The sequence below is a fragment of the Dysgonomonas sp. BGC7 genome (assembly GCF_001261735.1).
In the GTDB taxonomy this organism is placed as follows: Bacteria; Bacteroidota; Bacteroidia; order Bacteroidales; family Dysgonomonadaceae; genus Dysgonomonas.
In genome coordinates this window covers 123,149-142,802 of the sequence record NZ_CVRP01000008.1, presented here as the reverse complement: position 1 = coordinate 142,802, position 19,654 = coordinate 123,149, and the positions used below count along the sequence as shown (strand labels likewise).

Annotated in this window: 13 protein-coding genes and 1 pseudogene; 5 read left to right on the top strand and 9 right to left on the bottom strand. The window is 38.2% G+C overall.

Annotated elements, in window-relative coordinates:
* Positions 1–18 precede the first annotated feature (18 nt).
* The 8 genes from BGC7_RS08600 to BGC7_RS08565 form a co-directional block, all read right to left on the bottom strand.
* Positions 19–2,670, bottom strand: coding sequence for a TonB-dependent receptor domain-containing protein (locus BGC7_RS08600; RefSeq protein WP_050701175.1), 2,652 nt, complete (start codon positions 2,668–2,670; stop codon positions 19–21).
* A 9-nt stretch (positions 2,671–2,679) separates the two neighbouring features.
* Positions 2,680–3,654 (bottom strand): fasciclin domain-containing protein, encoded by a 975-nt coding sequence (locus tag BGC7_RS08595; protein ID WP_185112964.1) that lies wholly within the window; start codon positions 3,652–3,654, stop codon positions 2,680–2,682.
* A gap of 21 nt (positions 3,655–3,675) precedes the next feature.
* Positions 3,676–5,037 (bottom strand): fasciclin domain-containing protein, encoded by a 1,362-nt coding sequence (locus BGC7_RS08590; RefSeq protein ID WP_082206577.1) that lies wholly within the window; start codon positions 5,035–5,037, stop codon positions 3,676–3,678.
* Positions 5,038–5,041: 4 nt separating this feature from the next.
* Positions 5,042–6,070, bottom strand: a complete 1,029-nt coding sequence (locus BGC7_RS08585) for a fasciclin domain-containing protein (RefSeq protein ID WP_050701172.1) — start codon at positions 6,068–6,070, stop codon at positions 5,042–5,044.
* A 6-nt stretch (positions 6,071–6,076) separates the two neighbouring features.
* Entirely contained in the window at positions 6,077–7,306 is a 1,230-nt protein-coding gene (locus tag BGC7_RS08580) for a hypothetical protein (protein WP_050701192.1), read from the bottom strand.
* 2 nt (positions 7,307–7,308) lie between these two features.
* Positions 7,309–8,997, bottom strand: a complete 1,689-nt coding sequence (locus tag BGC7_RS08575; protein WP_050701171.1) for a DUF4397 domain-containing protein — start codon at positions 8,995–8,997, stop codon at positions 7,309–7,311.
* Between the two features lie 2 nt (positions 8,998–8,999).
* On the bottom strand, positions 9,000–12,470 hold the full coding sequence (locus tag BGC7_RS08570; protein WP_082206576.1) for a carboxypeptidase-like regulatory domain-containing protein: 3,471 nt from the start codon (positions 12,468–12,470) through the stop codon (positions 9,000–9,002).
* 213 nt (positions 12,471–12,683) lie between these two features.
* Positions 12,684–13,793: a FecR family protein gene (locus BGC7_RS08565; RefSeq protein ID WP_050701169.1), complete on the bottom strand. Its 1,110-nt coding sequence runs from the start codon at positions 13,791–13,793 to the stop codon at positions 12,684–12,686.
* A 297-nt stretch (positions 13,794–14,090) separates the two neighbouring features.
* On the opposite strand from BGC7_RS08565, the gene BGC7_RS08560 reads away from it, so the two are divergent.
* From BGC7_RS08560 to BGC7_RS18320, 3 genes and pseudogenes are all read left to right on the top strand, one after another.
* Complete coding sequence (locus BGC7_RS08560) at positions 14,091–14,693, top strand: RNA polymerase sigma factor (protein WP_050701168.1); 603 nt, start codon at positions 14,091–14,093, stop codon at positions 14,691–14,693.
* Between the two features lie 104 nt (positions 14,694–14,797).
* Positions 14,798–15,193, top strand: a complete 396-nt coding sequence (locus tag BGC7_RS18090) for an HlyD family secretion protein (RefSeq protein WP_199318943.1) — start codon at positions 14,798–14,800, stop codon at positions 15,191–15,193.
* A pseudogene (locus tag BGC7_RS18320) lies at positions 15,160–15,456 on the top strand (HlyD family secretion protein); the annotation flags it as partial. The gene BGC7_RS18090 and the pseudogene BGC7_RS18320, both read left to right, overlap by 34 nt.
* Before the next feature lie 112 nt (positions 15,457–15,568).
* Here BGC7_RS18320 and BGC7_RS08550 read toward each other — a convergent pair.
* A complete protein-coding gene (locus tag BGC7_RS08550; protein ID WP_050701167.1) occupies positions 15,569–16,618 on the bottom strand; it encodes a substrate-binding domain-containing protein in 1,050 nt (349 codons plus the stop codon).
* 310 nt (positions 16,619–16,928) lie between these two features.
* Here BGC7_RS08550 and BGC7_RS08545 point away from each other — a divergent pair, with 310 nt between their 5' ends.
* Positions 16,929–18,356: a glycoside hydrolase family 28 protein gene (locus tag BGC7_RS08545; protein ID WP_050701191.1), complete on the top strand. Its 1,428-nt coding sequence runs from the start codon at positions 16,929–16,931 to the stop codon at positions 18,354–18,356.
* Between the two features lie 51 nt (positions 18,357–18,407).
* Entirely contained in the window at positions 18,408–19,652 is a 1,245-nt protein-coding gene (locus BGC7_RS08540) for a beta-L-arabinofuranosidase domain-containing protein (protein WP_050701166.1), read from the top strand.
* Positions 19,653–19,654 lie beyond the last annotated feature (2 nt).

The following is a 19,654-nucleotide window of genomic DNA, read 5'->3' as shown; positions in this document are numbered from 1 at the left end:
TTCTTGATTATTTCAATTTTAAAAACTGTACTTTACACCTAACTGCAAGCGGGCTCTGGATGCAAAATAATCTATACTGTAGGGTTGTCCCGGATCGTTGAATGTATATACGGGATAATTACCTGCGTTCTGCTCAGAAAAAGGAAGTACGGGTACTAATCCGACAGAGGCCGTGGAATTGAATGACTCGGAAGCAAAATATTGTTTTCCCCAGCTTTTAGATAATAGATTCGTCAGGTTGATCACATCGACCGAGAAAGTTAATGTTTGTATTTTATCCTTATTGGTTACAATCTCATGGGCAAGGTGCAGATCAGTCCTCACATTCCATGGAGTACGCCCAGCGTTGCGCTCAGTAAACCGTCCTCTTCTTCCTTTCAGGTAATCGTCACCATCGATAAATCTATTGAGAGCCTCGGCTTGCTGTTGAGCTGTCTGTCCTGTACGGTCCTTAAAGAAACGGATCGCTTCTTCCTGTTTAGGAATATATACCAGTGATACATATTGCGAGTTACCTTGCATCGTATAATTGACAATACCGTATGTGAAAGGGCTGCCCGAAGATGCATCCAGATGCAAAGCTACATTTGTCTTGCCGGCTCTGCCCCATTCGATATCATAGCCGACAGAGGCGTTAATCCGATGGCGTATATCCGAATTACTGTACGCTAGTTCAGGGTTGTTCGGGATAAGAGATGGTGTCATCTGACGATTAGCCTCCATCGAACTGTTTTTTCCGGCCATCAGGTCTTTCGACATTCCGTAAGTATATGTTGCATCTATAGTCAGACCGTTATTAAATGCTTTGTTTATCGATGCCCGGACACTGTATCTGTATCCCTGATCGGTATTGCTCATCAGGTAGATACTCGAAAAACGAGGATCTACCGATCCTTTATAAACAGGTTGCTTATGCTCTGCATCGAATCCGTACCAGAAAGGTTCATCTTTAATATTTACCTGCTGGAAAAATATATCTTCGAGTGTTTTTTCGTATATCCCTTCCAATGAGAATTTCCAATTATCTTTAGTCGTATAGTCAATAGCAAAGCTTCCTCTTAAATATTTCGGCATTTCAAAATCATTATCGATCAGATCCAGTTCCGTTTGTCCACTATTGGGATTATTTAAAACAATACCGTTTTGTTCTATATAATCTCCGATACCGTTTTGCCCCGGTTTAAGCGGATCTAAGCCGGGCGAAAACGGGTCTTCATCCGCCCGTTGGCTGTAATCGCCGTAGGTATCACCTGCATGCCGATAAGCATATGCCAACCACGAGAAAGGCACTTCGCCAGTAAACATCCCTGCCCCTGCGCGAATAACCAGGCTTTTGTCCTTGAACGGATCATACTCGATATCGACACGTGGAGAAAAACGTACCTGTCCCAGAAAATCATTAGTGATACGGTTCAACGGAGTATAGCTGTAAGTAGTACCAAAGTTCGGATCAGCCCATATACCTTTTGTCTTCTCACTCAATAAAGGTTTATTCGGCAAGTCGGTAAGACTGACACGAAGTCCCGGAGTTAGTTTCAATACCGGACTCAGCGTTATTTCATCCTGTAAATAGAGGCTATAGTTATTCAGTTTGAATTGAGCTGCCGGGTTATTTAAGATATAATTACGGTCGTTATTCGCGTAGTTATAACTGCCTCTTACCCTGTATGGATTACTTCTGAGGAAATCATCGATACTCAGGTAATCGATACGCCCGTTCCATCCGCTGACATAACCATAATCTACATCAAATAATTCATTTTGAGTCCCGAACAGGAAAGCATGGTTCTTAAAATTCCAGTTGATATCGGCTGATACCTTCCAGCTTTTTTGTTCTGTATCAAAGATGCTGGCTTCACGATCCGTACCCAAATAGATCATTGTTCCCGGAGTACGTCCGGCAATCTGAACCTGTGGCATATTTGGGTTACCCGATGGATCGCGCCTGTCATTAAACAGAGTGTAACCTACAGATACATTTGCAAAAAGATTATCACTCCATTTACTTTTCCATTCTGCACCGGTCTCTATCTGTTTGGTTACCTGATCGTAGCCCATACTACTGAACCGGAATCCCTGGCGGTCACGCTGTAGCTCCTCGGCATTCGACAGAAGGGTATGATTAAACAAGGTGAGTTTATGGTTTGCATCAATCAGCCAGTCTAGGCCGTTATAGAAAGACTTGGAGTGCATACGCGGAGAGAATTCACCCGCTGTACCGGCATCAAAAGCATCGCCATAACGATTTTTCAGATACTGCCTGATAGCATCTTCATCCGTTTTACTCAAAATATGAGCTGTTTCATCCGTACCAGAGATGTATTGCGAGGGGTTACGGCTACCTGTCAATGTTTCATTCCCGAAGAAAAATAGTTTGTCCTTGAGCAAAGGAAAGCTAAGCTGTAACCCTGTGTTGTAGTCATAGTAGTCACTATTCATTTTTCCTAATGAGCCGATACGGTCTTTGCCTGTCAGAGTAGCACTACCTGCCGAGCCCCAAATTGTTCCTTTGAAATTACTGCTGTCACTGCTGATGGTCAGAGGCTTTCCTTCAGGTCTATTGCCTTCAAGACGGACGTCAAAATCCGAATTTTGTGCATAAGCCGATATCGAGACAAAAGATATTGCTATTCCAATCAGAAGGTGTTCTTTTATTCTATATAAGTTCATTGTTGTCTTTTAGTTTAATAATACATTATCGATAATATGCAGCACCCCATTACCTGTCAGAATATTTTCACGCTTGAGATTGATGGCTTTGGTATTATTGGTACCCAAAAGAGTAATCCCCTTAAATGTCCCCGGAACATTTGCATCGGGAATTAAGGTAACAGCTACATTATCTCCGTTGACCATGGTCTCGGCAGTAACATTCCCCGCCAAAGTGGTCAGGATATAATCATAAACAAACCGTCGGTCGGGAACAATGTGATAGCGTAACAGCTTTTCAAGTTCGTCCTTACTCTTACCGTTGATTGATTCGATAGTAGACAAACCGTAAGTGATCATAGCTGCATTATTGGGGGCATAGACCGTATAGGCACCTTCTTTGGATAGCTGTCCGAGCAGGTCGGTTTTTTGCAAAGCCTGATTAAATAAGGTAAGCTCTGTTTCATTACTAATGGCATCGCTCAAATAATCGAATTCATAAGGTTCCAGCAATCGGTCAATCACCTGGATGTTGCCGTTGGATGCACGCATCTTATAGGTACTGATAGGCGCTCCGTTTACTGTTGTAATTGTATCCTGATTTCTTACCCAATGGGTAACAAAAAGCTTTCCGCCATCCTGGGATGTTATCTCTTGATTGAACAGAAACGGTAATTTATCCAGTTCATAAATACCATTCAGAACATGATAGGAGATAACTTTGGTCAGCCTAGTCTGGCCGGCTGATGAGGGGTCGGTCCCTGATAGGCCGAATGCAGCATCGGAAGGAGCTAATAGAGTATAGGGGCCAGATTCTAATAGCAGATCATAAATTCCAGTACGTGTGGCGGCTGTATTCAGTTTAGAGAGATTGATATTATCTGCAACGATCATACTGATCAGGTTTGCATCATAAGAATAGGTGCTTTCATCGTCATCGCAACTTGCCAGAAGTCCAGCTAAAGGGAAGACACACAAGAAGAGATATTTTATTGGTCGTATCATTTTCTGTATCATTTTTTTCAATTAAAAATCTTTGGGGATAAAGAGCCGGTCTACCACATGGATAGGGCCGTTCAGAGTCATAATATCAGGTTCGATAATGGTAGCGCCTTCTATTCCTTCTTTTGCATTCTTTAACTTCACCTGAATTTTACCATCATTGCCTTGTGTAAAAATAAAAGGATTGTAAATAGCTGGTATTTTGATAGGGTCATACCCTGCCATGCTGATAATATAGTTTTTCATATAATCTTGTATTAAGTCATTCGAAAAGAATAGTGTAGGCTTCACACTCCCTTTATTTATGGGTAAATATTTTTCGCCCCAAGCATGGTATGAAATGATAGAGTCACTTTTCAAAAAGGCTCCATAATCGTAAGGAGCCCCATCACGGGCATAGTTGGTTGGAAACTGAAACTCTATATATTCCCATCCCCACTCTTCGGTATGATCGATATAATATTTTGAGTAATACATATGATCATTTAATATCCTAAGATCTTCAGCTTTATTGAAACCTGCCTTTTTAAAGGCATCATCCGTTGGAGCAAACAGAGAAAGCATTTCTATGTTAGGATTACGTGCCGCTATTTCTTCTTTAACTATTTTGGTTTTATCTGATAATTTAGACCTCATTAGTTTGTTTTGATAATCATAGTTTAAGTTATTGTAAATGTATTGACCGGTTTGATCATACATTTGATCATAAGGATACACGGTAGCTGGATAGTACATTTCATCGTTCCGTTTAATAATCTCTAAGAAGATCGAAAATCGTCCATCCTCTTTCAAAAAAGTCAACATATCTTTTGTTGGCCTTTTTAGTAGTCGATCAATGTATATCACATCTGCGTCTTTGGTTTGTTGTCTATTAAAAGTTCCTGATACTTTGCCGTCGATCAAAATCTGATTGTTGTTGACGGATACATAGTGGGCATATCTATATGCCTCTGTTCCATTGACATTACTCACTCTTAATTTTTTATCCACACATTTGGTTGGCATACAAATATTACCTACTGTTTGCTCTATTTTAGCCGGATCAAGTTGTCCCTCTACCGTATGATACTGTACCAAAGTATCACACTGTTCGGATGTCATTTGATCTATTGTCTGCTGATTGATTCCAGCTTCCTTAAGTGCATTATCAGTAGGCACAAAGAAGGTAATTTGCGATCGGTTGTCTAATTCTTTGAAAACATTACTCTTTTCCAATGCCTTCTGAAAGAGACTACTACTACCCGAACCGGACAATTCCTCTATCAGTTCTTTATCTATTTCTTCAACCGGAATCTGTTCTCCTACCGGATCGGGTTCGAACTCGTCTTGTGTACATGAAGACAAGAACATTAATGCAAGTAGTATATGTAATAAATATTTTTTCATTTTATTATTGTTGTATAGTTGAAATTAATGCATTACTTGGTAATGCGAACAACCCATCCAGGTTGTGCACAATACCATTAGATGAGAGGTAATTGACCTTATATAGGGGTTTAATAGAGATACTACTCCATACTGAATTACTCTCCCTGTAAAATCCTACTGCACCACTACCATAACCGGCATTTATTCCTGATGTGCAAGTTTCATCTCCTTCAATAGGAACAGTAAAGCTTTGTGTACCTCCTGTTGAAACGACTCCCAGATCCGTAGTGAATATCTGCGACTTGAATACATAGCATCCAAATAATCTTTTTTTATAATGGGCAGGGTTCATGGCCTCAATATCAGACAGAGTAATACCATTTTTCTCAAACTGGTCATTATTAGGTGCCAGCAGCATCCACGATCCAGGATTTGCTAATTGATCCCAATAACCAAATTTTTTGAGTGCAGCAACAAAATAGGTATACTCGTTCCTTGCAGTCAGAATATCCTGAACTGTACCGTCAGTATACTTCAAAACATTTTCAATTGTATGTACTACGCCATTTGCGACTATTTGATCGGGATAGGTGATAGTCACGCCATTTACATAAGAAGTTTTAGTCCAGCCGTTATCAAATTTAGAAATGAACACATCTAGTCCGGCAACTGTATGATATCTGTCATCAATAGACCCTGCCGGTATTGTGTTTGATATAATCACTTGGTCTAAAATACAATAATTCAACATTATCCGTAAGCTATCTACATTTAAGTTATCAAAATCTGAGACATGATATATACCCTGAGCATTGAACGCTTTATTGTTAGGTGCAAATATCGTGATGCCTTTTTTAGTATTTATCTCTTCGAGCAATCCGGTCTTTTCGATTGCAGCATAGAATAGAGTAAAGTCAAAATTATTCTTTAGATATGCTCCTGCTTCTCGATATTTTGCATTCTCTTCATAAGCTTGTATGTCATCGTGAGAACAATTATAGGAGAGAGACAGGCAAAAGCATAGCGATACAAGTAAATAGAAATTCTTCATAATTTTTTATTTATAAACAGGTGGTGCATATTTTCGCTGAATAGTTGTCAGATAAGCCTTTCCATTGACAATCTCTATGGTATTTACCGTAGAAAAAGAGCGTGGATTATATTCTCCTGAATGAAGAGAAATAATCATATTTGGGAAATAGGCCGAAGCAATCTGCCGCAAAGCATCCACTCCATCTTTATGGAAAGTTAGTAGGGCAAATTCTCCTCCTTTCTGGGCATCGCGTCTACCATAAGGATTTTGAGCATAACTTAGACCTGGAGCAATCAATGAAATAAACTGAATCATATCCGTTTTTATACCGTTAGAAGAGGGTCCTCTGTACAAAGGGAAACTGGAATAAGCTGCTACTTCATTGCTTTCGGTATTACGGACTAATGAACTAATGAATAGTCCGTCGTAATTTTTTATTGCAGTTTTAGAATCATATCCACCACCATAGATATCATTACTTACTGTAGGATATAATGATAGATATACATTCATATTATCCAATATGCCATAATGAAGTGATCCGGTAGTATTTGACCCATCTTTTCCTTCCAGAGAGGATTGAAATCCATATGCGCTATAATTGTACATATTGAAGTAAACTAAAGAGTCGGAAAGAGGTAATTTGTGAAAATTCTCTTGTCTCAAGATGATTCCATTCTCTTTTGTCATATAATCCTTTTGCAGTACATTTAAGGTATAAATCTCTTTGGCTTGCAAGTCGATGTTTTCATCTATGGCCACATCCTTTTTCAAACGTTTTTCCAGCGAAAAGAAAGGTATTTCGTTGATTGGACGAAACATAAATACAATTCGATGCTTACCGGAGGGTACTTGCGCCCAACTTGACAGGTCAAAACCGTTGAGTATTGGACCGACCAAAACATTTTCTTTTCCGGGATATTCAGGATTCTTCTTTGAAGTACTTCCGGCACTATGTGTTGGGAATGGGGCAGCATATTTGTCTCGCTGATCTAAAAAATCACTTACAATTGCTGCACTCACAGGAATCCCTTCTTCGTCAAAGACAGGATCAATCAGCATTGTCAGAAAAGGAGGTCTTTCTAATCTATTTTCCAGCTTCACTTCATAATTCAAACTATTGAAAACCCGTAGATAGGCCGGATTGTCTATCTCGGTATATTCTATTTCTGTGCAGGCACTAAAAAGGCTGTATAGAGAAATAAGTATACCAAGCTGTAATGATGAAGTACAGTATCTTAGTTTTAGTTTCATTTTCATTTTGTATGTTTAACAATTAATAATCTTGAATGATAACGTTGCTCTTCAGATTGCAAACCTATTAGAGCAATAGTGTACACACCGGCATCCTGGATTGGCATTCCTCTAAAGTATAATTCAGGATTGCTTATTAAATCACGACCGGTTAAAACAGGAACATCGCTTGCCCATATTCCGGGAGTAGTGAATGCTGTAGCCCTATAAACCTGGATCTTATATATTGTTTTTAAAGATTCAGACATCCATATATATGGAAATATTGAATGAATATATCCGGGAGTAAGCTGATTTGTTGCTTTCTCATTATAATTATATACACTTTTAAATGGTTGCCCGTTATCAGTTGTAAAAGTGACGTATGGGAAATCCCTATTCATATTTAGAAATCGGTATTTTGTAAAGTATTCCCGTTGTTTTCGAGCATATGTTCCATCTTCTATTGCTCCGGTGAAGTATACTCCTGCCAGATCGTTATTCACTATTGATAGATCAACTCCTCCATTGAGGGAATTAACCCATATCGAATAATTTTCGTTAGGATTTAAATCATACTCTGTTGATGCAAGAACCAGACCTTCAGTATCAGTTACTTCAATGGTATTCTTTCCGCTGATTACTGGTATGTAGTCTGTATAGTCTCCAAAACCAATCATATGTCCAGTGCTTTGTCCCTTTATTTTCAGCCCCAGCTGCTTATCCATAGGCAGGGCATTGACTAATTGTATACGGGCATAAGTCATATTTACAGAGCTTTCTACATCCGGAATAATTTCAAATTCATTTTGAAATCCATCAAGTTGTTCCCCGGAGATAGAAGTTGGCATGTAATAAAGAAAGTCTCGTGGAGCAATTACCACAGTATAAATACCTCCGGGTTTATAGCTATAAATGGGAGCATAGGTAAGATGTGTCGTCTCATCTTTTGAGAGAGCAATGGTAGATGTTGCGGGGTCGAATGCCAGATTCTGAGAGTTGTCAGCACCCGGAACCTGGCGATTATCATCAGTAATTACTTTCAGTTGATAAGTTCCATAAGGAATATCTACGTACTCAGAATATGTGCCCGGAGCAATATTACTCAGTCGATCATCTATCTTTGTACCATCAGACCAAGCTAAACTTAAAGGAACATTGAGATTCTCAAAATTATCATATGGAGAAACTACATCGTTAGAAGATAAATTTAAAATTCTGATTTTAATATTAGCCGGATTACTTGGTTTTTCGATACTTCGTGGCACGGCAGTTACATTACCAAAAGTAACATAGTAATCCATGAAATGATTTTTATTATCTACATTCAGTTCAGCTACATCAATACGAGGAATGCTATAGCTGATAACAGACAATTTGAAATTGGTTAACGGTTCAGACAATACAGCAAGCGGTATATTCCATGTTTTTATGAGCTTACCATCTTTCGGAAAATATTTTGTTCCTGGATAAAAGTTTTCTTCAGGTCCGGGTTCTCTTACTACAAAATTGGTTAAACTGTCTCCATTCGCAATGACCTGATTGGCATAAGTCAAATTAATAAGTCGAATGGTAGAACTTTTATCTGCATCTGTTTGATAACGATTATCAGTCAGATTGTCAAACTTATCATCTTCACATCCATTCAGTAATAGGGATATACAACATATACTGATAAAGAAGAAAGACAATTGAATTATTTTATGTCTCATATTCAAAATAAATTATAAGTTAATCCGATCATAATTTCACACCCTCGTTTGTAACTGCGGTTGAGATATTCATTTCCATGCCATTTGCCACCTGTACTCGGATTAGCATAGACCGTCTTAATTGCGGGATTGAATATATTCTTAGCATATCCTTTAAATAATAGACCTTTGGCTACTCTTTGGCTGAAAACAAAATCAAGTGTAGGTGCAGGCTGGGTGTAAAGATCCGGCTCACCTGTAAGGTTGATTTGTACCAGACGTTCTCCTACCATATTGAAGGTAGTTGTAAGTTCTGTTCCTAAATTCTTATTGCTGTAATTCAACCAAGCGTTAATGGAATAAGGTGCCTGTTCAAATAGTGGGCTGTTTTTCGGTGCATGCCGATCAATAAAACGGTTAGCAGCCAAACGTTCCTCGGATTTCTTTATTTCGCTTTGAGCTAATAGTAAGTTAACTCCTAAGAAGAAAGTCTGTTTTGGCCCCCAAAATGTTCCAATATCTTTGACTGCTTCGAGTTCCATACCCCACACCTTACCAATATTCTTATCGTTTTGAAATTGTATCATTGGAAATTCAGGATAGGTCGCAGCTAAACCGTCTGTCTTGAGGCTGAATACTTTCACTAACTGATTTTTTATCCTTTTACCAAAGACTGATATAGCAAAAACCTCACCGGGAGCAGTAAACCATTCCCAGCGGAAATCAAGATTTTGGGTATCTTGATTTTCCAAATCAGGATTACCAACGATCAGTCCCATCTGATAAGGGTCAAATTCGAATATATTGGTAATTTCCCGTAATTCGGGACGGGCAAGGGTATTGTTATATGCCAGCCTGAAGTTCATATTTTCCTTAAATACATAAGTGGCATTTAAGGAATAGTATGGCTTATAGGAAGTTGTATAAACTGAATTGGGATCGCCTGTTGGAATATTAATGATGTTTCCTTCTTCATCTACTCCACTTAAGGATGGATCTATATATACATTTTTTGTATCCACTTTGGAGCGGATATCTGTTTTCTCGAAACGAACTCCTCCTGTTAATCGAATATCAGACGGCAGCTGTAAATCAAGCATACCGTAAAATGCTGATGTTTCATAGAAACCGGTATAGTTGTTAGGCGATTTCTTACTGTTGTAAAGAAATCCTCCGATGGGAGCTTGTCCTTCACCGGTAGAGCCGTTTGGCACTTTAACCCCAATAATTTCGGAGCTAACCATACGATCCAGATTACCATCGACATCTAATAAGGTCAGATTTCCGTATCGGTTGAAGTTGGAGCCTGGTAAAAAGAGAATGTTTTCTGTGAAATCTCGTTCTCTGAAAAGGTAATTGAATCCTGTTTTGAATTCCTGTTTCTTACCAAAGAATGGGAAAGGAAAACTTAAATCAGCTTTGTGGTTATAACTTTTTTCATCCAAGTTGCGCCATCTTCTACCATTGGGTTCGGCTTGTATTGTTCCGAATGAGCTGAATCCGTTAACATAGCCTGAAGTTAATGCATAAAGATGCTCTGTATAAACATAATTTGCATTTCCATTTTCTTCTAAGTTAGGCTTTGTATACCACGCTCCTCCTATCGGCATATAATCTACTAAAGAGGTATATCGAAAATCGGGATCATTCTGTCCCGAGCGGGAAGTAGAAAGGTTATAGCTTAAACGTGGAGAATATTCACTCTCAAAGAACTTATGCTCTCCCTGAAAATTATAAGTATTCAGGTCACGGTAGGATTGGCGTAACGAATTAATAGTACTGAACACATCTCCCGGTAAGCCTGTATATTCGTATGCGCCATTCATATTCGTGGCTGTTGTTTCTCCACCCCAACTACCAACATATTGTGCACTAATCTCATGCCGTTGGCTGAATTGATAGGTCACCCCTACTAATGTTCCGTAATTAAGCGTTTCAACACCTGTATTTTCTTTGTATGTCTGATATTTACCCATAAAGAGGCTATTGGGAGTAATATAGTTGGGAATATGGCGGCGACTGTAGATGGACGGATTACCCGTTACTACTCCTTGATAGATACTATATTGGGTAACATCCCCCTCATTGATATCTGTTGTTCGCCTGTAATAGTTTCCTCCGAGAATGACTCCCAAATTGTGTTTTCCACCGAAGAGTTTATAGGTATTCCCGAAAGTGGCTGAATAAAGTTGGTTCAACGGGGCTCTTTTGTATCGGGTGGTCATGACAGGGTCAAAACTATGCATTATTGTATTGATCCTATTCACTTCTGCTTTAGATTCGTTGCTATAACTACTATTGGCAATCAGTGTTTGTATATCAGAGAGCCCTTTGGGATATTGAGTTGCCAGATTTTTAAAATCCGAAGTCAAATTTTTGTCATTTATCTTTTCACCAAAAGCGCCCATATCACTATTCCAAAAACTATTATATTTTCCTCCAATACCAATATTGGTATTGAATCCTGTTTGGGCAGTGATCTCAAGAGTCATCTGATCGGGAACCGATTTGGTTTTCAGTTCGACTATACCCGATGATGCATCGGCCGGTTTATCCGGTGTCGCTGTTTTGTAAACAGTAATATTGTCGAGAAGCGAAGCAGGAACCAGATCCAAAGGAATTGTACTTCGGTCGGGATCGGAAGATGCCAGACGAACTCCGTTCAACTGTCCGATAACGCTTCTATCTCCAAGCCCTCGTACTGCTACATATTTATCATCTGTAATAGTAACGCCCGATACTTTTTGCAAAGCCTGTGTCGTGGTGATACTTCCTGTTTTACTTATCTGGGCTGCTGAAATCGCATCTTGCACTGTAGTCGACTTTTGACGATCCATCAATACAGCGGATTCGGTATTCACTTTTCGTCTAGCCATAACGACTACCTCTCCTAAGGTTTTACTGTCTGGCTCTAAAGCAATGGTTATACCACTACCGGATGCCGTTACCCTGTATTCACTTTTGATATAACCTAAATAGCTAAATTCAAGAACAGAACCTTCCGCTACCGACAAGTTAAACTTTCCATCTGCATCGGTAACTGTTCCTGATTGTGTTCCTTTTATTTTTACATATACACCAATAAGTGTGGTCTTATCTTGTTTATCTATAACGTTACCTTTCACTTCTACTTTGGGTTTTACTTGCAAGTTAGGCTGGGCTGTTACCTGTTCTTGTTTAATAATCACATACACATTGTTTGCTAATCTGTATGTGAAACCTGTCGACTGCAGGCTGGCTGTAAGTATCTGGGCAATAGTCATCTCCTTGGCATTGAGGGCAGACACCTTGATATTACGTAGCTGCTGCACATCGAAGGAAATACTTTGCTTGCTGTTCTTCATCAGAACACTGATTCTCTCAGGAAGTGTCTGCCCTGGAAAGTTATGGGTGATTTCCTGCCCATATACCATCGCATGAAAGCAAAAGAACAATCCCATAAAGAGCAGTAATACGCATTTAAAATTACCTTTGTCGTTCTTACAATTTTTCATCGTGATTACACATTGATTTTTAGTTTAATTACTTGTTATATTTCACATTAACTTTTTTCATTTATCTCTTTTTTAGAGAAAGAGATCTCTGCCTCCTATTTGAAGGAGGTTAATTTCTATTGTTTCTTTTTAGATACTAAAGGATTATTACTGTTTCTATAATGTATTTTATGCCTATTGTTGGATCATTATGATTTGGCAGTAGAATGACAACTATTTGAATACAAACACCTGTTTTTTATCATTACTTATTTTATAGTTTATTCCGTATATCAATTTTAGAGATTCCATGAGCTGTGTCAGGGTAGTCCCCTTTATGAAAGAAGCTTGCAAAACAATATTTACCATCGCTCCATCATGAATCACTAGCTCTATGCCATAAAACTGTCGGATACGTAATTGTAGCTCTTTTCCGTCAGCATGATTTAGTATCAATTTTCCATCCATCCATCCCGATGCCTCGTATGCTTGTAATTCCGAAGCCTCGAAACTTCCATTCCGGCGATTATACACTATTTGCCTATTCTCGGTCAATACATCCAATAATTTACCGGAAGCGTTGACTTCAACTCTTCCCGATCTCACCGATACCACATTTTCATTCAGCTCCTTGTAAGCCTTGATATTGAAAGAGGTTCCTTTAACTACTGTCTGAACCTCGCCGCTATGAACTATAAATGGTTTATCGGGGTTCTTTGCAACATTAAAAAAAGCCTCTCCTTCTTCCAACCAGACCTCTCTCTTATCCTTATTGAATTCATCTTTGACAACGGAGATTTTACTACCTCTATTGATAGTGATAACCGATCCGTCGGGTAGCTTCAATTCACGTATATCCCTATCGGCTTCAAAGATAGTTTTCTCCGACACCTCCGTTAGTAAAGATTGCTTGTTGGTATCAGCATTCTGATAGTTAACATAAGTCAAAGCACTACCGAATACAATCAGTAGGATTGCTGCGACTGCCGCGTACCTTCTTAAATGAATAAAAGGATTTATTGAAAACTTTTCCTCCTTTGTGTAATTGAGTAATGATTCCTTTCGCATCTCACCGAGATCAAAGATTTCTTGGAATCCATATTTTTTACTCAATTCATTCCATATTTCTTCCGTAGCTTCTTCTGAAGATTTTGCCTCTTTGAAAGAGTATTCTTTTGAATAAAAGTTCTCTGACATTTTATTCAAAACGGATTCATCCAATCCGGTTTCCTTTGATTCCATAAATCGGCGGAATAATTCATTACCTGCCAGTAATTGTTTTAAACGATCGACCTTAGTTTTACCTGTCCAAAATCCTTTTCCTTCTTCTTTTTTCAAATCCATCTGTATCTTTTTCTATTAAAACAAGTATGCTATCATACCTTTATTCTTCTTCGGTGTAAGACAAACATTGCCTTCTATATATATACCGTAATGAATTCTGGAATTATTAATGGGAAAAGTGTTAAAATCGAGAAGCCAGATCTAACCTACAGAATAATATACTCTATTATAGATCTTTACATATAGAATGGAACTTTTTTTTAACACTCTTTTGTTTATTTTTATGTTCACCAAAGCGTAATGCTACTGTAACTATCTTGCTTTACATTTGGCATGATAAAAAAGCAGAGCTTAATCATGGAGATTTCAGATAAAGAATTATTGAGACAAATAGATGATAAAGATGTGAGATCTTTTAATCTTTTTTATCTACGATATAATCAGGTGATCTTCGAGTATATTCGTTCTCGAATAAAGGATGAAATTCTAACCAAAGAGATTGTACAGATTTACTGGGAAAACTTCTGGAAAAATCCGATGAAGATTAAGACTGACGAGAATGGTTCAGCCAAACGATTCATCTTTTCATTCCTGCAATTCAGGATCGGAGACTATCTGCGTAGTTCGGTAGCTTTTAACTCTGCTTTGGAAAATATAAATATTGATGATCTGCAGGATCAGATTCCCTATAACCATATCTACGAAGAGATACATGCACAAGATATAATTAATGCAGTCAATGAGATATTGAAGAGCTTGCCGAATACAACCAGAAATGTTTTTCTTTTGGTACATCGATATGACTATTCTGTTGAAGATGCTGCAAAGATGCTCTCGTTAAAAGAATCATCAGTAAGAGTAAAGCTATCGGAAGCACTCTCTAAAGTAAGGATAGCACTTCCTCAATATATTACTGATGACACTAGCCGATATAAACGGAAGCTCTCTAAAAAGACCTAGAATGCTATATCTTATTACATTGAGGATATCAGTTACCGTTATGAACAGACTAACGACGCACAAATCGATGCATATTTTCCCCTGTAAACGTAAAAGATACACTTGTGGTTATTGAACTTGATGAGTATGGGCTTAAAAGAGATGTCGCATTAGCTGAGTTGATGAGTTCGCAAGCTAAATTACCTATTCTAGCAGCAAATGAAGAAACGCAAATAAAAAATATTGAGGTTATAAAGGCTCAATTAAGAAGTGTAAAAGCAATGCTGAATCAGCAACAAAGGGAGTTTGACCGCTATAAAAATCTACTGGCAGATGAATCTACTACACAACAAAAATTCGACAATATCAGTGCGTCTTTGTCTATTGCACAATCAGAGAATGATCAGGCAGAAGCTTCTTTACTCGTAGCCGAATCTAAACTAAATGATTTCAGAGCACAGCATAATGCAATAGAGGCAGAAATAAAATCAAGGAAGCATTACTTGAAAGACAGAAACTAGATATTAGATATACCACCATCACAGCTCCTTTTGATGGACAAATTGGTAAAAAGATTATCCAAGAAGGGCAATTGATACAGGCAGAACAAACGTTAGCTTTCTTAGTAAACAAATCCGAAGAAAAATGGGTTATGGCCAACTTCAAAGAGACTCAGATCGCTAACTTCACGATTGGACAGGCTGTATCTATAGATGTCGATACTTTTCCATATGAGAAATTTAGTGGAGTTATAGAATCGCTTTCTCCAGCAACAGGTTCCCGTTATTCCTTGCTTCCACCAGATAATGCTACAGGTAATTTTGTTAAAATTATCCAACGTATTCCTGCAAGAATCAAACAAGTAAAGCATGAGCGTAAACGAATGACAGTCTGCTTTATTTGTAAAAGTCGATTGTTTCTTTTATCAATATATCAATGGGAGTGTAGTTTTCAATATCGCCACTCTTGTTATATAATAAATAATCAATCGCCACTCTCAATGCAGCCTCCCCCTGATATTCAGGACGCTCGGAAATAAGAAAGTCAATACTTCCATCTTTCAGGCTGGCAATATTTCTCTTACTTGTTCCAAATCCTATTAATTTAACATTAGCAATATCCCGCTCTTTTAAATATTCTGCAATAAGATAACCTTTCGTATCGAAAACTACTGCCCCTCCTATATTGTGATGTTCATTGAACAGACAATCGAGAAGAATATCACTTTCTTTCTTACTTTCATAATCATACTGAGCCGAATGTACTTTTACATTCGGAAAATATTCTTTCAGATAAGTTATAAAGCCATAGGACCTCGTCAGCGACTGCATAGAAGTTTTATCTCCTACTCTTTTAGCCTGAAAGAGTGCGATATCTTCTCCTTTTTCCAAAACAGTAGTCAACAATTTAGCCTGCACGATACCAGTCTGATAAGGATGTGGTCCAAAAAATGCTAAAGGTTTGGTATTTTCTACAGCCGTATCAATGAAAACATAAGGAATATTCTTTATAAATAGCTGGTTGGCAAAAAGCAATGTTTCATCATAAAAAGAAGGTCCTATAAGTATCGCATCGGCTTTTAAGGACAAAGCCTTATTGAAAACATCCCGACACGAATACATGTCAAATTGATTATAATACAAAAAATTTACTTTTAAATCTATATTAGTAGAATAGTAAATCACATATTCTATCCCTTTCTTCACAGCATACCAATAATCATCATCTGTATGTTGCGGAAGAATAGCCAAAATGCGAAGCCGTTTATTGTTTTCAACTTTCTGAGTTCCGGAGCTATTAAAATAATCTATTTCGGCAAGAATGTCTTCAACCCTTTTTCTACTATCTGCAGAAACCTCACCTCTATTGTGTATAACCCGGTCTACAGTTCCGGCCGAAACTCCAGCCAGTTCAGCAATATCTTTTATTCTGTATTTTTTAGCCATGGTTTGATCAATCAAATTTCAACAAAGATAACAATATAATACCACCGTGCAAATACACGGATAATCTTTTAATATAAAAAACAAGATTATTAGCCATTAATAGATAATTATATATGTTACAAAACATATTATTAAATTTGTAACATTAGCTTTCAAATATATATTTTTGTAATCACACGGATAAAGCACGATTAATTAATCTATTCAATATCATACATTTCTATTAAAATATAAAAATCCGTGTCTTTTTAGTTAAATTCGCACGTAAATAAGCTTACTAAAGTAGCCAATGGCTAAAAACATCTATCATATGAAATCTATTACAACTATTCTATTAGCTTTAATCGCTTTCACATCTGTACATGCAGCAGATTACAACATCGAGTCTTTTGGCGCAAAAGCTGATGGAAAAACGGTATGCACCAAAGCCATACAGACTGCAATAAACGAAAGTTCTCAAAAAGGAGGTAAGGTTATTATTCCAACCGGAGACTTTATTACAGGAACACTATTCCTTAGAGACAACACTACATTAGTTATAGAAAAAAATGCCCGTTTATTAGGATCAACTCAGCTGAACGACTATCCGAAAACAACAGTCAATTTTAGATTTTTTGGAGACACCTGGGTATACCAATCGCTTATAATCGCCCATAATGTGAATAATATAACAATAGAAGGACGAGGAACTATTGATGGACAAGGAGGTTCTTTCCCTGTAACAACAAAAGTAAAGCCCGATCGTTATCGCGATCGTCCTTACTTATTATGGATAGCTGAATGCAAAAATGTACTGGTTCGGGATGTAGAACTAAGAAGCTCCGCTATGTGGATGCAGTCGTACATAAGATGCGAGAACTTAAGAATAGATGGGATCAAGGTTTTCAACCACGCCAATAAGAACAATGACCTGATGGACATTGACGGATGTAAAGATGTTGTTATAACCAACGTCATTGGAGATGCGGACGATGATGGTATTACATTAAAAAGCACCACAGACCGTATTAGTGAAAACATTGTCGTATCCAATTGCATCATTAGCAGTCACTGCAATGCCATAAAATTTGGAACCGAAAGTACAGCCGGGTTTCGGAATGTGACCATCAGTAATTGTGTAATTCGTAGATCGGCAGCCTCCGATGCAAAAACTGGTGTTCCTGAAGGTATTTGTGGAATAGCATTCGAAGTTGTAGATGGTGGCATTATGGAAAACATCAACATATCAAATATAGTTGTGGATGGACCTCGTGTTCCATTATTTGTCCGATTAGGGAATAGAGCTCGCAAACACTACGACGAAGCCCCTACCCCTCCAATAGGGTCAATGTCAAATATAAACATCAGTAATATAACCGCTTACGCATCATCACCTATAGGATGTTCAATTACTGGCATACCGAAAGGCAAAATAGAAGGCATTACTCTGTCTAACAGCCGCTTTGTGTGTTCACAAGGAATCTCCCAAGACATGAGTAACACTATTGTAAAAGAACTTGAAAAACTTTATCCGGAGTCCACAATGTTCGGAACATTACCATCATATGGTTTATATATCCGTCACGTAAACAACATTAATCTAGATAACATAGTATTCGATCTGAAAGAAAGCGACACACGTCCAGCAATTATCTGTGACGATGTCAATGGAGGAAGTATTCGCAATATAAGTACAATCGGAGCTAAGAATAATTCGGAAATAAAAATTCTCGACAATTCGAAAATTCAAATACAATAGCATACCAATAAATAATTGTTTAAACATATTAAATCTAAATAAACAACCGAAATGAAAACAAAGCTATTTTCTTCACTACTACTTTGCGTTTGCTGCATATTGAATGCACAAACCTCAAAAAAGGTATCGGAAGCAGAATTAATAAAAGCCCTCAATGAATGCACTACTTACGCTTCTACTGTACTGTTAGACGAGGAAGGAAAATCTCGCTGCGACTATAATACAATAGAAGGAAAATGGTATCCATACGAAGAACCTTGGCATACAGGGCAAATCATATTAGGCCTACTGGAAGCATACAAAGTTACGGGAAATAAGGAAGCTCTTGCCGCAGCCCGCAAAGCCGGAGACTGGTGGATAAATTTGGAGATAAAGGACAATCCCCGCTTTGCAGGTATGGTTGCGGCAACTCACGGAGATGATATAGGAAATGATCAGATAGTATTTGCGACAACAAGCGATGGTACACCGGGCATATTCGAACTAACACGGGTTACAGGTGATGCGCGCTATGCAAAAGTAGCCACATCGGCATCAAAGTGGTTATTAGAAAACATGTACTATCCTGAAGAAGGCGTATGCTATGATCTTGCCGACCTCAAAACAGGAGAAGTTCTAACTCAAAACAGTCCATTCTACAAAAACAAAAAGGATCAGAAGCTAGAAGACGTTTCTCGTCCTAACACCGAAGGCTCTCCGTTCAAAGATGCTTACGAGTTTTCAAAAGACCAAAGGTTTCGTGATGCGCATATCTTATTATCCAATTCGCTGATAGAAAAACAAGACAAAGATGGAATATGGATGCGCTACATGCCAAATCATATAGAAGAGTCTTCTTTCCACCCCCGTTTCAATCTTTGGTATGCAGAATCCTTACTGGAGGCTTATGAGCTGACTAAAGATAGGAAATACCTTGAAGCAGCTGCCAAAACCGCACGGACTTATGCCAAAGCACAAAAAGCCGATGGAACTATCTATTATGTAAACTACACGGATGGAAAGCCCTCCGACAAAGGCTCGATATGCGGCTCAGCTGTTGCTTTTGCAGGCATACTTTGGATACGTCTTGCCCAATATGGTTATGATGAATTTATTCCATCCTACGAAAAAAGCATTAATTGGGTTCTTAAAAACCGCTACGCAATAGATCATCCCGATCCGAATGTCAGGGGAGCAGTAGTAAACACCCGATATCGCACAAAAAAAGGGCAAGTATGGCTTACTCACCGTGATGTAGGAACATCTTTCGGACTCCGCTTTATTGCTGCATACTATCAATTAAAATACAAAAAATAAGA